This window comes from Cupriavidus sp. NPDC089707 (assembly GCF_044748965.1).
In the GTDB taxonomy this organism is placed as follows: domain Bacteria; phylum Pseudomonadota; class Gammaproteobacteria; order Burkholderiales; family Burkholderiaceae; genus Cupriavidus.
Genome location: NZ_JBIVHB010000013.1, coordinates 84,501 through 98,834 on the forward strand (window position 1 = coordinate 84,501; position 14,334 = coordinate 98,834).

At 67.2% G+C, this 14,334-nt stretch carries 9 protein-coding genes; 5 read left to right on the forward strand and 4 right to left on the reverse strand.

Annotated elements, in window-relative coordinates; translation table 11 throughout:
* Positions 1 to 2: 2 nt before the first annotated feature.
* On the reverse strand, positions 3 to 1,169 hold the full coding sequence (locus ACIP1U_RS20690) for an acyl-CoA dehydrogenase family protein (protein ID WP_400318634.1): 1,167 nt from the start codon (positions 1,167 to 1,169) through the stop codon (positions 3 to 5).
* Positions 1,170 to 1,621: 452 nt separating this feature from the next.
* On the opposite strand from ACIP1U_RS20690, the gene ACIP1U_RS20695 reads away from it, so the two are divergent.
* The 4 genes from ACIP1U_RS20695 to ACIP1U_RS20710 all read left to right on the forward strand — a co-directional run bounded on the left by ACIP1U_RS20695 (position 1,622) and on the right by ACIP1U_RS20710 (position 5,402).
* Entirely contained in the window at positions 1,622 to 2,629 is a 1,008-nt protein-coding gene (locus ACIP1U_RS20695; protein ID WP_400318637.1) for a Bug family tripartite tricarboxylate transporter substrate binding protein, read from the forward strand.
* Positions 2,630 to 2,758: 129 nt separating this feature from the next.
* The gene (locus ACIP1U_RS20700) at positions 2,759 to 2,914 is read left to right on the forward strand and encodes a hypothetical protein (RefSeq protein WP_400318639.1); all 156 of its coding nucleotides are present in this window, start codon (positions 2,759 to 2,761) and stop codon (positions 2,912 to 2,914) included.
* Positions 2,915 to 3,285: 371 nt separating this feature from the next.
* On the forward strand, positions 3,286 to 4,347 hold the full coding sequence (locus ACIP1U_RS20705) for a MaoC family dehydratase (protein WP_400318872.1): 1,062 nt from the start codon (positions 3,286 to 3,288) through the stop codon (positions 4,345 to 4,347).
* Positions 4,348 to 4,406: 59 nt separating this feature from the next.
* Positions 4,407 to 5,402, forward strand: a complete 996-nt coding sequence (locus ACIP1U_RS20710) for an HpcH/HpaI aldolase/citrate lyase family protein (RefSeq protein ID WP_400318641.1) — start codon at positions 4,407 to 4,409, stop codon at positions 5,400 to 5,402.
* 253 nt (positions 5,403 to 5,655) lie between these two features.
* Here ACIP1U_RS20710 and ACIP1U_RS20715 read toward each other — a convergent pair whose 3' ends face one another.
* From ACIP1U_RS20715 to ACIP1U_RS20725, 3 genes are all read right to left on the reverse strand, one after another.
* Positions 5,656 to 7,758, reverse strand: coding sequence for an acetate--CoA ligase family protein (locus ACIP1U_RS20715; RefSeq protein WP_400318643.1), 2,103 nt, complete (start codon positions 7,756 to 7,758; stop codon positions 5,656 to 5,658).
* Between the two features lie 73 nt (positions 7,759 to 7,831).
* Positions 7,832 to 8,230: a Zn-ribbon domain-containing OB-fold protein gene (locus ACIP1U_RS20720; protein WP_400318646.1), complete on the reverse strand. Its 399-nt coding sequence runs from the start codon at positions 8,228 to 8,230 to the stop codon at positions 7,832 to 7,834.
* A 41-nt stretch (positions 8,231 to 8,271) separates the two neighbouring features.
* A complete protein-coding gene (locus ACIP1U_RS20725) occupies positions 8,272 to 9,438 on the reverse strand; it encodes a thiolase domain-containing protein (RefSeq protein ID WP_400318648.1) in 1,167 nt (388 codons plus the stop codon).
* Between the two features lie 601 nt (positions 9,439 to 10,039).
* Here ACIP1U_RS20725 and ACIP1U_RS20730 point away from each other — a divergent pair.
* A complete protein-coding gene (locus ACIP1U_RS20730) occupies positions 10,040 to 14,071 on the forward strand; it encodes a LuxR C-terminal-related transcriptional regulator (protein ID WP_400318650.1) in 4,032 nt (1,343 codons plus the stop codon).
* Positions 14,072 to 14,334: the final 263 nt, after the last annotated feature.

Below are 14,334 nucleotides of genomic sequence, written 5' to 3' on the forward strand. Positions count from 1 at the left end.
GTTCAGGCGGCGACCTTGCCGAGCATGGCATCGGAGATGATGCGCATCTGGATCTCGGAGGTGCCTTCGAAGATCTTGGTCAGGCGCGCATCGCGCCAGTAGCGTTCGGCCGCGAAATGCGTGGTGTAGCCGGCGCCGCCGTGGATCTGTAGCCCTTCGCTGGTCACGCGCTCGCACATCTCGCTGGCGAACAGCTTGACCATCGAGGCTTCGGTATCGGCGCGGGTGCCTTCGTCGATCTTTTCGCAGACCGCATAGAGGAGGGCGCGCGCGGCCTCGATCTGCGTGGCCATGTCGGCCAGCTTGAAGCGGATGGCCTGGAAGTTGCCGATCGGATTGCCGAACTGGTTGCGGTCCTTCGCATACTGGATCGAATCCTCGAGGCTGCCTTGCGCGAGCCCGATCGAGCGTGCGGCAGTGTGGGCGCGAGCGGTTTCCAGTCCGGCGGTGGCCAGGTAAAACGCCTTGCCTTCCTCGCCGACCATCTTCGAATGCGGCACGCGGCAGCCGTCGAAAGCGAGCTCCCACGTGGTCCAGCCGTGGTAGCCGATTTTGGGAATCACGCTGCCCTTGACGCCCGCCGGCAGTTCGCCGCGCGGCTTTTCCACCATGAAGGCCGACAGGCCCTTGTGGCGCGCCTTGGGGTCGATGACCGGGTCGGTGCGGCAGATGACCAGGATGAAGTCGGCCTCGTCGGCGAACGTGCACCAGTACTTGTTGCCGGTGATGACCCAGTCGTCGCCGTCGCGCACCGCGCGGCAGGAGATGTTGGCGACATCGGAGCCTGCATTGGGCTCGGACAGCGAAAACGCCCCCAGGAACTCGCCACGGGCCATGCGCGGCAGGTACTCGGCCTTCTTTTCGGGCGAAAGACCCTTGAGCGCGCCGATCAGCCCATTGCCGCGCGCAATCAGGCTGCCCACGCTCATCCAGCCGCGCGAGAGCTGCTCGGCCACCAGGCAGTACTCGTAGGCGCCCAGGCCCAGGCCGCCGAATTCCTCGGGAATCAGGATGCCGAAGTAGCCAAGCTCGGCCATCTCGTCGATCAGTTCGCGCGGGATCTGGCCCTTTTCCGGGTCCAGCTTGTTGGCGATGGGCAGTACGCGCTCCATCGTGAACTGGCGCGCGGCCTCCTGGATCATGCGCCGCTCTTCGGTAAGTTTCTGCACCTCTTGCTCCTTCTGTCTCCGGTGTTTCGTTGCCATCTATATGTACGTACATAGTATGATTCCGTCCGAGGTGAATTTGCAAGAGATCTTGGAGATCGGTGCGAATTTCACAAATAATAAGTACCGCCTTGCCAGAAAGGTGCATGCGAATCGTTACGTGTTTGTACGTACAAAAATGATTCATAGTGAAGTCCGCGACGCGCTGAACGCGCGGGGACGCTCGGATGGCAGCCACAGGGATAGCGGCCAGTCGCTCCATGTTTCTCTTCATCTGAAACAGGCCGTTCGGCCCAAGGCACGAGCCTGCTCCCCGCGTTGGGTGGGGCGGAGTTCGTGGCAGGCGATGACCATGGCTGCCTGAATACCGCGGGCACATGGCGGAGCAGGCGCGGCGAAGATAGTCGGGGCGCGGGCATCGCATGAATGGCCAAATAAAGGAACAGGAGACGGACATGAATCACACACTCGCTTCGGCGCGCCGCCGGCGCATCCTGCAAGCCGGCGTTGGCGGCGCAATGCTGGCGCTGCTGCCGGGCGCGCGGGCGCAGGGCTTTCCGGAGCGCCCCATCAAGATTGTTTCGATCACCAGCCCGGGGACAGTCGTCGACGACTACACGCGCCTGCTGGCCAAGTACATGGGCCAGAAGCTCGGCCAGAGCGTCGTGGTCGAAAACCGGCCCGGCGGCAACCTGATCATCGGCACGGACTACGTCGCCAAGTCGGCGCCGGACGGCTACACGCTGCTGCTGACGTCGTCCAGTTCGATGTCCGCCAACCCCTACCTCTTCAAGCAGCTGCCTTACAACCCGAAAAAGGATTTCGCGCCGGTGGCGCGCCTGGCGTCCGTGTCGCTGGTGCTGGTCGCGCCGGGCAATTCGCCGTACAAGTCGGTTGCCGAGTTGGTGGCTGCCGGCAAGGCGAAGCCCGGCGTGCTCAACTTCGGTTCGGTCAGCACCGGCTACCGGGTCATGGGTGCGGCTTTCAGCCGCTCGGCCGGCATCCAGGTTGCCGACGTCCCTTACAAGAGTGCTGCGGGCCTCATTACCGACCTGATCGGCGGGCAGGTGGACTACAGCATCGTCGAGTTCTCGACCGTGCTCGGCCATATCCGTGCGGGCAGGCTCAGGGCGCTGGCCATGGTGACGCCGAAGCGCGTGCCGGCTCTTGACCAGGTGCCGACGCTGGCTGAAGCGGGGCTGCAGGATCCGGCCACGGTCGAGGGGCTGTCCAGGATCAACTGGTTCGGGCTGTTTGCGCCGGCCGGCACGCCCACGCCGATCGTTGAGAAGCTCTCGCGCGTTTCGCTGGATTTCGTCACCTCGCCCGGGGCGATGGCGCACTACGAAGGCCGCGGCTCGATGCCGAGCCCCGGCAACCCGGCCGAACTCGCCAAGGCCGTCACCGACGACCAGAAGCTCTGGCAGCGCATGATCGCGGCCGCCGGCATGCAGCCGGAGTGATCGCCATGGCAACCCCGCAGGCGGAGCAGGGGCGTCAGGCGTGAGTGATCGATCGATGTTCAGGCCCGGTGCGTTCGAAGGCCGCACTGTGACCGCTCGGGCGTACGCGTGAACAGCGTGGCGCCCGGGATGATCGCCTCGAGCGGCTTCGACAACGATGCCGAGGCGCAGGCCGGGATGAACATCGAGGTGGAGGGGGATGGCAAGAAGCCTGGCGAACTCGTGGGGATGATGACGGTTTTCGATCCGTCGCTTGGGATTGTTGCGCCGAATTTGAAGCGTTGATGGACTTAGCGGTGCGATGGGACGCCCCCGGGCCGGAATGGCTTCGGGGGCTTGTTGTTTTAGGGGTCGGCAGTGGGTATGAGAGGCGTTGGCCGTGCCTGGGAAGCGCTGCCGTAAGCGCTGCCGTTACGCCAGTCTTCCCGGTCCTCATTTTTATGTGCGTACATATATGCAGAATAAAAAAGGGGCGACGAGCCGGATCCCGACTGCCAACCCAAGGCGATATCTATAAAAAGACGTAAAGTTGGCATTGCTGGCCACCTGTCAATATGGTTGACATCTCTCGTTGTGGCAATCACTATGTACGGTCATAGTACATTGTTGTGAGCCGCCCACGCAGCCGGCTCCACGCCAGAGGGGACAAGGAAATGATGAAAAAAGACCGCAGCGGCAACTATTTCGAGGACTTCCGCGTCGGCATGAAGATCAGCCATGCCACGCCGCGCACGCTGACCGAAGGCGACCGCAGCCTGTATATCGGGCTGACCGGCAGCCGCACGGCGTTGTGCACCGCAGAGACCAATGCCCGGCAACTGGGCTTCGAGCATCGGCCGCTGGAAGACCTGCTGGTGTTCAACACGGCCTTCGGCAAGACGGTGCCGGACGTCTCTCTTAATGCCGTGGCGAACCTCGGCTATGCGGAAGTGCGCTTCGTCTCGCATGTGTATCCGGGCGACACGCTGGCAGTCGAAACCGAGGTCATCGGTCTCAAGGAGAACTCCAACCGCAAGAGCGGGGTTGTCTATGTGCGCTCGACCGCTAGGAGCCAGCATGGCCGCGAAGTGCTGAGCTGGGTTCGCTGGGTGATGGTGCACAAGCGCGACCATGCCGCCGTGTGCGGCGAGACTGTGGTGCCTGCCACGCAGCCAGTGGTGCCGGCCGAGCGCCTGCGCCGCAGCGACTACACGGCCCGCGTGCGGGAGATCACCGCCATGACAGGCGTCGACGACCTGTGGGAGGATTTCGCCGTGGGCGAGCGCATCGATCACCCGGGCGCGATGACCATCAACGACAGCGACCACAGCGTTGCCACCCGCCTGTACCAGAACACGGCCCGCGCGCACTTCGACGGCCATGCCATGGCGGCGAACGGCGGCCAGCGGCTGGTCTATGGCGGGCACATCATCTCGGTATGCCGCGCGCTGGCCTATGACGGGCTGGAAAACGGCCTGTCGATCCTTGCCATCAACGGCGGCAGCCATGTGAACCCAACCTACGCGGGCGACACCATCGCCTGCGCGACCCAGGTGCTGGAGAAGCTCGACCTGGGCCAGGAGCATGTCGGCGGGCTGCGCCTGCGCATGATCGGCGTGAAGAACGCCGGTGCCGCTTCCATTGCCTTCCCGGAGCCTGGCGAAGGCAGGACGGCCCATCCGTCCAACGTGGTGCTCGACCTCGACTACACCATCGCCATCCCGAAACGCCCGCGGTAACCCCACGCGTGGGCTGCGCCAAGACATCCAATCAATCAGCGAGATCAGCGAGACAAGACATGACCACCGCAACGCATCCGAACGACGCCCTCTTTGCCGGCGAAAAAGCGTTTCCCGTACTGGCCGCCTGCGAACACTTTGCCGGCAGCGAGAAGCTGATCGGCAAGGCCATGGACCTGCAGGTCGAATACGGCCCCGTCTTCGACGTGACCTGCGACTGCGAGGACGGCGCCGCTGCCGGCCAGGAGCGCGAGCACGCCGAAATGGTCGCGCGCATGATCGCCTCGGACCGCAACCGCTTCAGCCGCGCCGGCGCGCGCATCCATGACCCGTCCCACCCGGCCTGGCGCCAGGACGTGGACATCATCGTGGACGGGGCCGGCAGCCGCCTGGCCTATATCACCGTCCCCAAGGCCACCAACAGCGGGCAGGTGGCGGAAGTGATCCGCTATATCGGTGATGCCGCCAAGCGGGCCGGCCTCGACAAGGCTGTGCCGGTGCACGTGCTGATCGAAACCCATGGCGCGCTGCGCGACATCTTCCAGATTGCCGGGTTGCCGAACATTGAAGTCCTCGACTTCGGCCTGATGGACTTCGTCAGTGGCCACCACGGGGCGATTCCGGCCGCCGCCATGCGCAGCCCGGGCCAGTTCGAGCATGCGCTGCTGGCGCGCGCCAAGGCCGACATGGTGGCGGCGGCACTGGCCAACGGCATCGTGCCGGCGCACAACGTGTGCCTGAACCTCAAGGATGCTGAGGTGATCGCCGGCGACGCGCGCCGCGCTCGCAACGAGTTCGGCTTCCTTCGCATGTGGAGCATCTACCCGGCGCAGATCCAGCCCATCGTCAATGCCATGCGTCCGGACTTCACCGAAGTGGAAGACGCCGCCGGCATCCTCGTGGCCGCGCAGGACGCGGACTGGGGCCCGATCCAGTACCAGGGCGAGCTGCACGACCGCGCCACCTACCGCTACTTCTGGGAGGTGCTGCGGAAGGCGAAGGTCACAGGCATGGCACTGCCGGCCGAGGCGGAGCGCCGCTTCTTCGCCAACTGACGAAGCAGGAGGGCCATGGCACCGGCATCGCAAGATGCGCGCGTCCTCCGGCTTTCCTGCTGCCGGCCGCCATGACCGCGACACTGAAGGACAGCAAGCCCAGGGCCATCCGGCCGATCGGGTGTCGGTGGCATTCCAGCTCAAGCGCGGCCGGGGGCCGGCCCTGGGACTGTAGCGCGATCCGGCCAGCGCGCGCCGCGCCAGACAGACCAGCGGCGCCGGCCAGGCAAGCCGGCCGACGCCGCCCGTCACCTTACTGACTCCCCCCCATCTCAATCACCGCATCCACCGCATACGCGCCTTCTCCCTCCGGCATCGCCAGCACCGGATTCAGGTCGATCGACTGCAGTCCGGGGCCCGCAGCCACGGCGAATGCCGAGAGCTGCGACAGCGTGCGCGCCAGCGCCGGGATGTCCGCCACCGGGCGCCCACGAGCGCCAAGCAGCAATGGTGCCCCTTTGATCGAACGAATCATGGTCTCTGCAACATCCGGCCCGAACGGGCAGCGATGGAAAACCACGTCCTTGAGCACTTCGACGAACACGCCGCCAAGGCCGAACATGGCGATCGGCCCGAAGACCGGGTCGCGGTTGATGCCCATGATGCATTCCACGCCGCCGACAAGCTGCCTGGCCACCAGCACGCCTTCGATGCGCGCATCGGGCACAGCCTTGCGGGCGCGTTCCAGCAACAAGGCGAAGCCCTCGCGCACGGCGCCTTCGCTGGCGACGTTCAGCAGCACGCCGCCGATCTCTGACTTGTGCAGGATGTCCGGCGACAGGATCTTGAGCACGACCGGAAAGCCAATCTCGCGCGCGGCCCGGACGGCGGCCTCCGCATCGGCGCATGCGCGTTCCGGTGCGCTCGGAATACCGGCTTCGGCGAGCAGCGCCTTGGCCTGCGCTTCGGTGGGCGTTGTCGAGGGCAGGGTGACAGCGGCGACCTGTGGTGCCGGCGCCGCGGACTTGCCTGCAAGGGCCCGGCCAAAGCGGCCCATCGCAGCGATGGCGGCTACGGCACGATTCGGGTCGCCGAATACGGAGAAGCCTGCTTCCTCGTAACGCGCCATGATCTTCGGATCGCCCTTGCCCACCATGACATAGAGGCGGTCCGGATGGCGCTTGCGCAGGTCGCCGAGTTGCTGGAGCAGCGCCTCGGCCGCGAGCGGGGAGCCCGCCGCATAGCTGAAAAAGGCAATAAGGGTGGCGTAGCCGCCTTCCGACATCATCGCTTCGGTGAAAGGCGTCACCAGCGTGGTGTCGTTGACGAATTGCGCAGTGACGTCCACCGGGTTGCGCGGCGCGCAGATCGGCAGCATTTCCAGCATGCGGGCCTGTGCGGCGGCGGGCATCTCGGGCATGCGGATGCCAAGCTCCTCGGCGGCATCCGAGATGATGACGCCGGCGCCGCCGCTGACAGTGACCACGCCCAGCGTGTTGTCGGCCGGGAAAATGCGGCGCGACGCCAGTTGCAGGATGTCGATCATCTCTTCGGTGGTGCGCACGCGTACCACGCCCAGCTCTTCGAGCACGGCGCTGACCACGGCGTCATTGCCTGCGATCGAGGCGGTGTGCGAGCGCGCTGCCGCACCACCCAGTTCGCTGCGGCCGACCTTCATCATGACGACCGGCTTGCCGGCCGCGTAGGCGGCTTTGATCGCGTCGATCAGGCCCGGGCCGTCGCTGATGCCCTCCGAGTACACCGCGATCACATCGGTATTCGGGTCCGCTGCCAGCAGGTGCACGATATCGCCGACATTCAGGTCCGCTTCGTTGCCGGTCATGAAGATGCTGGACGGAAACACGCCTGCTTCCATGGCCGAGCTGACCAGGTGGCTGCCGTAGGCGCCGGATTGGCTGACGATGCCAACACGGCCGGGCCGGGCCTTCGCCTGGCTCGCGAATGTCGAGAAGCTGGCGATGAAGCCGTTGTGCATGTTCGCCATGCCCAGCGTGTTCGGCCCGAGCAGGCGCATGCCGGCACGACGCGCGATGGCGACCATCTCGGCCTGCATGGCAGCGCCTTGCTCGCCGATCTCGGCGAAGCCCGCGGTGAACAGGATCGCGGCGCGCGTGCCACGGTCAGCCAGCGCCTGCACCGCAGGCAGCGCCTGCGCGGCGGGAACCGCGACGATCGCCACGTCGGGGACTTCCGGCAAGTCGGCCACCGACGCATAGGCGGGCAGGCCCTGCACCGTGGCCCGGTTCGGATTGACCGGCAGGATGCGGCCGGCAAAGCCGCTCGCGAGCATCGAGGAGATCGGGCGGCCGCCGATGCGGGTAGGCTCGTCGGACGCACCAATGATGGCGACCGAGCGGGGATTGAGCAGGCAGTCCGGAATGGCAGGGGAAGTCATGGCAGTGAGTCAGTGTGCGGATGTTCTTGAAGAGATGGCCAGCCATGGCACGGGTGCCAGGGCTGGCATGCCGTCAGACGGGCCGGAACGTCGGCAGCGGCGGACCGTTGTCGGTCGGCGTGAAGGTCAGTTCGACCTTCTGGCCGATGCGCACGGTGTCGAGGTCGCACTCGACAATGCGCGTCATCATCGTGACGCCCTCGTCGAGCGTGACATAGGCCATGCAGAACGGCGTCGGGCCGGCACGGCGCGTGACACTGTACGAATAGACGGTGCCGCGGCCCGCCGATGCCTTCCACGTGGTCTCGCCCATGCAGAACGGGCAGAGCGTGCGCGGATACCAGTGCGGCTTGCCGCAGTCGTTGCAGTGGCGCACCAGCAGGCGGCCTTCGCGGGCGGCGGCCCAGAACTCGGCGTTGTCCGGCATCTCTTCGGGCGCCGTCAGGACTTGCGGGGTGAAAGGAGTGCTCATGGTGAAGTCTCAGTGATTCAGTGGAGGATGCCTCGCGCGGCTTACTCGCGCTCGAGTATCAGGGTGGCGCTGCCATGGCGCGAGCCGAGCAGGCCGCCGGTGCCTTGCGCCAGGGCGATGTCGCAATGCTTCACCTGCACCGCCGGGTGGGCTTCGCCGCGCAGCTGGCGCACCGCCTCGATCACCTTGGTGATGCCGCCGCGGTTGGCCGGGTGGTTGTTGCACAGTCCGCCGCCGTCGGTATTGAACGGCAGCTTGCCGGCGCCCGAGATCAGGTTCCCGTCCATCACGAACTTGCCGCCTTCGCCCTTCTTGCAGAAACCGAGGTCTTCGAGCTGCATCAGCACGGTGATGGTGAAGCTGTCGTAGATCGAGGCGTACTTGATGTCCGCCGGGGTCACGCGGGCTTCGGCGAACGCCGCCGCGCCCGAGAACTTCGCGCCCGACCAGGTCAGGTCGACATGGCCGCCCATCTGGCCCTTCACGTGCTCGCCGGCACCCAGCACCTTGACCTTCGGGCGGTTGAGCTTCGCGGCGATTTCCGGACGCGCGACGACCAGCGCGCCGCCGCCGTCGGACACCACGCAGCAGTCGAGCTTGCGCAGCGGATCCGAGATCATCGGCGAGTTCAGCACGTCTTCGACCGTCACGACCTCGCGCAGCATCGCGTTCGGGTTGTACTGCGCGTGGTGCGACGCGGCGACCTTGATCCACGCGAGCTGTTCGGCCGTGGTGCCGTATTCGTACATATGGCGCATGGCGACCATGGCGTACGAGTTGACGGTCATCGGGCTGAACGGCATTTCGAAGGGCGAGTCGGGCAGGCCGCTGCCCCAGTTGCGTGGCTTGGTGCCGCTGGAGCCTTCCGAGCGCGGCCGGCCAGCCAGCGTGATCAGCGCCACGTTGCACTTGCCCATGGCGATGGCCTGCGCGGCATGGGCCACATGCACGAGATACGACGAGCCGCCGGTCTCGGTCGAGTCGACATGGCGCAGCTTCAGGCCCAGGTAGTCGACCATGTTGAGAACGCCGAGGCCCGGCGCGTCGCCGGCGCAGAAATAGCCGTCGACATCGGCCAGCGTGAGGCCGGCGTCTGCCAGGGCGCCCTTGGCGCTTTCCGCGTGCAGTTGCGCGACCGACTTGTCCGGCGCCTTGCGGGTCGGGTGTTCATAGGCCCCGACGATGTATGCCTTGCCGTTGATGCTCATGCGTAGTTCCTTGGGTCGAAAGGTTGGTGGGTAAGGGGATCCACTCGCGCACGGCCAGTCCTTGGGCGAGTGCAGGCCTGGGCAGAACCGTGGCCAGGCTTGCGGGATATGTCTGGTGGCGGGACGCCCGCTCAGGCGGGCGCGCCGGTCTGTGCTTCGCTCTCCGCGCGCCGGTGCGGCGGCCACAGGACGTCCGCTGCCCGGCTTCCGGGGCGGTAGGTGTGGCATGGGCCGGTCACGCGAGGGTTCGGCATCGGGCCGCTTCGAAGCGCGGCATGCCGTCATCGCGCAGATAACCTGTGCAAGGGATGTGGCGCGTGTGCACTGGCTGCCGCTTGGGAAGCGTCATGGTGTTGTGTCTCCTGTGCCGGATTCTTTCGGTCTTTCGCCGCCGGTCAGCCGGGTAAACTCCCGACCACTGTTGTCTACGAGGTATGGTAGCATTATCCGTAGTTTCGTAGTCAATAGAAAAATCGGAGACGGCAACCGCGCACCGAGCCGGTTGCGATTGCGTCGCAGCCATTTGCGACCAGACCGTGCCACCCGCCTGTCCGATCGCTCGTACCGGTAGCGTTTCCATCCGCCAGCAAGGGGAACCACTATGCGCATCGCATCCCGCATCCTCCTGAGTGAGACCGAACGGACCGAACTGGAGGCCTTGTCCGCCGCCACCGCGGGAAACCTGCGCCTGGCGCAGCGCGCGCGGATGATTCTCCTGGCGGCCGCCGGCTGGCAGAACAAGGACATCGCCGCGCGGATCGGCGTCGGTCGCGTGCAGGTGGCGCGGTGGCGCGACCGGTATGCCGCGTCGCGGCTGGCTGGCATCGAGCAGGATCTGCCGCGCGGCGCGCCGCCCGTGCGCACCGACGTGGCCCGCCTGGTGGCGCTCGCCCGCGCGGCCGGCCCGGCGGCGCTCAGTACCCGCCAGCTTGCCGCCGAACTGGGCGTCAGTCCTGCAAGTGTGTCGCGCCACTGGCGCGCCAGCGGGCTGCCGTCCCGGCGCGGCCCGGCGGTTGCGGACGAACAGCCCGGTGCCGGGGGTGTCGCTGTGCGTGCTGCCGAGATCGCCGGCATCTATGTCGCCGGGCCCGACCACGCGATCGCCGTGGCGCTGGAGGCCGACACCTTTCATGCGGGCATGGCCCCGGCATCGGACGCCAGCGCACGCAACAGTGCCACCTACCGCCGCACGCTGGCCGCCTCGTTCATGACGGCGCTCAAGGTCATCGATGGCGGGACGGCGCCGGCCTTTCAGGACGCGCGGGCATCCGGCTGGCTGGCCTTCCTTCATGCGCTGGCGCAACATAGCCCGCCCTGGCGCCAGCTGCTGATCCTCGCGGACAACCCGGTCTCGCACAACGCCCCAGAGGCGCAGGATTTCATCGCCGGGCAGCCTTGGACGGTCAGCTTCGCCGCCGGGCAAGCGGCCTGGATGCGCGCGGTGCAGCGTCTGCTGCGTGATGCGGCCGAGGGGCTGCCCGCGGGCATTCCGCAAGTGCTGGCTGCGATCGGCGAACACGCGTTCGGGCCGTTCCATTGGATTCGCAGCGCCGGCGATGCCGGATATCCGCAAGGGCAGGGGGCCGTGCCGCGCCCATTCGCCATGCATGCGGCATTCGTGCCATCGGCGGTTGCGTACACGGCTGCCGGACGTCCATTCGATGCCTGGTCGGACGCTGCGCCCGACACGGTGGCCACGCTGCCGTCCGCGGAGCCGGGCGCGCCAAGGCAGTTTTCCGAGTTGCCGGCGCAGGCCTTCCTTTCGCTCGTGCCCGGTCCCGATCCCGATCCCGATACGCGGCCCGGGCCGCTGCGCCCGCTGCAGCCGGTGGCCAGTGCCAAGCTGCTGCCGCCCCGGCACGCGCGCAAGCTGCTGCCGCGCGAGCGCCTGATGAACCGGCTGCTCGACGCCCGCCGCCAGCGCTGCGTGGTGATCCAGGGCCAGGCCGGCGCAGGCAAGACCTGTACGCTCATGGCCTGGCGCAAGGCGCTGATTTCGCTCGGTTTCGACGTGAGCTGGCTGGCGCTGGCCGCCGAGGACAACGAGCCGACGCGCTTCTTCGACTGCCTGCTCGCCAGCCTGGCCGAGATCGATCCGGGCATGGCGCGCGATGCCGCCATGCAAGTCGGCGGCGCGCAGGACGACGACGCCATCGAGCAATGGGTGATCGCGCTCGTGCAGACGCTGGGCCCGCGCGAGCGCGAACTGGTGCTGATGATCGACGACCTGCACCATATCACCGACGCGCGCATCTACCGCGCGCTGCAGTGCCTGCTCGACTACGCTCCCGCGCATCTGCACCTTGCGCTCAGCTCGCGCAGCGCACTGCCGCTGGCGCTCGAGGCGCTGCGCGCGCAAGGCCTGCTGACCGAGATCGACATGCGTGACCTGCGCTTCACGGCCGAGGAGTCGGTGCGTTTCCTGGAGGACCAGCTCGGCTCCATCGCACCGCGCGACGCGGCCGCCCTGCACGAGCTGACCGACGGCTGGGTCGCCGGGCTGCAGCTGTTCGCGGTGGACCTGCGTGCGCGCCACGGCGCCGATTATCCGCTCACGAAGGTGCGCGACCCGCGCACCTTTGCGGCGTTCTTCGAGCGCGAGGTCCTGGGCCTGCTGGCGCCCGACGACCTGGCGCTGCTCACGCGCATGGCCACCTGCCGCCGCTTCTGTGCGGACCTGTGCGCGGCCATGCCGGGCGAGACCGAGCCGCCATCCCGCATCGGCGACCGCCTCGCGCGTCTCGAATCCGACAACCTCTTCATCACGCAGGTGGACAGCCACGACCGCGATGTCTGGTATCGCATCCACCCGCTGCTGCGCGAAACGCTGCTAGGCAGGCTGGAGCCGGGCAAGAACGATATGGCCGACAGGTCGGATCCGGACGCTGCGGAGGCTGCAAACAATGCGGTGAGTGCGGATGGCGCAAACAACGCAAGCGACGATCACGGCCCGTGTGGGCAGGGCGCCGCGCGCGAACTCCATGCTGCTGCGTGGCGCTGGTTCGACCGGCGCGGCCACCTCGATGACGCCGTCTATCACGCGGTGCGCGCCGGCGATGCCGACGCCGCCGCGACGATGGTCGAGGGATGCGGCCACGCGCTGCTCAAGCGCGGCGAACTGCCCCAGTTGCTGGCGCTGGTGCGGCGGCTGCCCCGGGAGCAGCACTACAACCGCTTCGGGCTGCTGGCCCTGGTTTCATTCCTGCAGCTCTATATGCGCGACGTCGACGGCCTGCGCCGTAGCCTGGAGCGCCTGGAGCCGCTGTGCGACCGCACCAACGCCGTGCAGCAGTACATCGTCTGCCTGCTGCGCGCGGGCCGCGCCGTGCAGGTCGACGATCCCGACAGCGTGCTCGGCATGCTGCCGGCGCTGTGGGCGATTCCGCCCGAGGCGGATGACCTGTGGTGGACCGCGCGGCGCAACGTGCTGTCGTGGCTCTTTATCCTGCGCGGCGAGTACGACGAGGCACGCCGCCTGCAGGACGACACCGAGCGCCGCAGCAGCGTGCCGCGCAGCAGCCTGTTCGGCCGCTACATCACGGCGATGAGCCTGGTGATGGAAGGCGAGATCAAACGGGCTGGCCGCCATGCGCGCGAGGTGCTGCGCGAGTCGGAACGGCAGGGCGTGACGTTCCTCGGCCTGACCTGCATGGCGGCCGGCCTGCTGGCCGACATCCTGTATGAGCTCAACGATCCCGAGGGGGCCTGCCACCTGCTGGAGCCGCGCATCGGCATGCTGGAACGCGTGTCGTTGCCCGACGTGGTCCTGCGTGCGCTGACGTTGCTGTCAAACGCGCACTGGCTGGCAGGCAGGCGTGCTCAGGCCAGTGCCTGCCTGGATCGGCTCGCCATGTACGCCGCCCGCAACAACCTCGATCGCCTGCGGGCCGAGGCGCTGACCCTGCGGCTGCGCCGGCACCTGCAGCAGGCCGAGACGGAGCGCGCCAATACGGTGTTCCGCGAGGTACAGCAACTGGCCCGGCGCCATGCGGGCGAAACCGGCACGGTGTCGCGGCAGATTGCGTTGGCCGCTGCGCGGGCCGAGGTCGAGATGTCCCTCTATACGCAAGACTACGCCGCCGCTGCCGCGCGCCTGGAAGACCTGCTGGCCCGCGAGGCAGGCGCCAAGCCGCTGCGCATTGCCGCGCTGTGGCTGCAGCTCGCGCTCGCGCGACAAGCCACGGGGAACACGCGCGGCGCGCGTCCGGCTTTCCTGAGCGCGATGCGCGCCGGTCATGAGGCGGGCCTGATCCGCACCTTGCTCGATGTCACGGGCGGGGCCCCGCAAGTGTTCCTGGAGCTTGCCGGCAAGGTCATCGACGAGCCGGTGCTGGCGTTCTATGCGCGGCGCTTGCAGGCGGCGGCCGCCGTGCCCGACGCCGCGGTCTCGCCCCCCGCGGAGGAGGCGGCACCGATGGCCTTGCTGAGCGAGCGCGAGCGCGAGATCCTCGGGCTGCTTGCCCAGGCGATGTCGAACAAGAAGATCGCCAGCGTGCTCAATGTGTCGCCGGAAACGGTGAAGTGGCACCTGAAGAATATCTACGCGAAGCTCGGCGTCAACGGCCGTGGCCGGGCGGCGGCGCGGCTGCGCGACATTGTGACGCAGGAGCGGGGCAGCGCACTGGCCGCGTAAGCGCAAGACACAAAGCAAAGGGGCATGACAGCACAAGGCAGGTCGTAAGGCGGCCTCCTTTTTGGTTGCTGACAAAGTCAGGACTTGCGAGTGTTGTCTCCCCTCTCCCATATATGGGAGAGGGGCGGGGGAGAGGGCAGGAGTCTCCACGAAGTCGCGCGTCATGGTGCTTGCCATGCGCCTGCCCTCTCCCCCGGCCCCTCTCCCGCGAGCGGGAGAGGGGAGCAAGAACCGACCCGCCTTTGCCGCTTATGCGCCATTAC

Excerpts from the sequence above, each read along its gene's own strand:
- ACIP1U_RS20695 (WP_400318637.1), top strand. The coding sequence starts at position 1,622 with ATGAATCACACACTCGCTTCGGCGCGCCGCCGGCGCATCCTGCAAGCC.
- ACIP1U_RS20700 (WP_400318639.1), top strand. The coding sequence starts at position 2,759 with ATGATCGCCTCGAGCGGCTTCGACAACGATGCCGAGGCGCAGGCCGGG.
- ACIP1U_RS20705 (WP_400318872.1), top strand. The coding sequence starts at position 3,286 with ATGAAAAAAGACCGCAGCGGCAACTATTTCGAGGACTTCCGCGTCGGC.
- ACIP1U_RS20710 (WP_400318641.1), top strand. The coding sequence starts at position 4,407 with ATGACCACCGCAACGCATCCGAACGACGCCCTCTTTGCCGGCGAAAAA.
- ACIP1U_RS20715 (WP_400318643.1), bottom strand. The coding sequence starts at position 7,758 with ATGACTTCCCCTGCCATTCCGGACTGCCTGCTCAATCCCCGCTCGGTC.
- ACIP1U_RS20720 (WP_400318646.1), bottom strand. The coding sequence starts at position 8,230 with ATGAGCACTCCTTTCACCCCGCAAGTCCTGACGGCGCCCGAAGAGATG.
- ACIP1U_RS20725 (WP_400318648.1), bottom strand. The coding sequence starts at position 9,438 with ATGAGCATCAACGGCAAGGCATACATCGTCGGGGCCTATGAACACCCG.
- ACIP1U_RS20730 (WP_400318650.1), top strand. The coding sequence starts at position 10,040 with ATGCGCATCGCATCCCGCATCCTCCTGAGTGAGACCGAACGGACCGAA.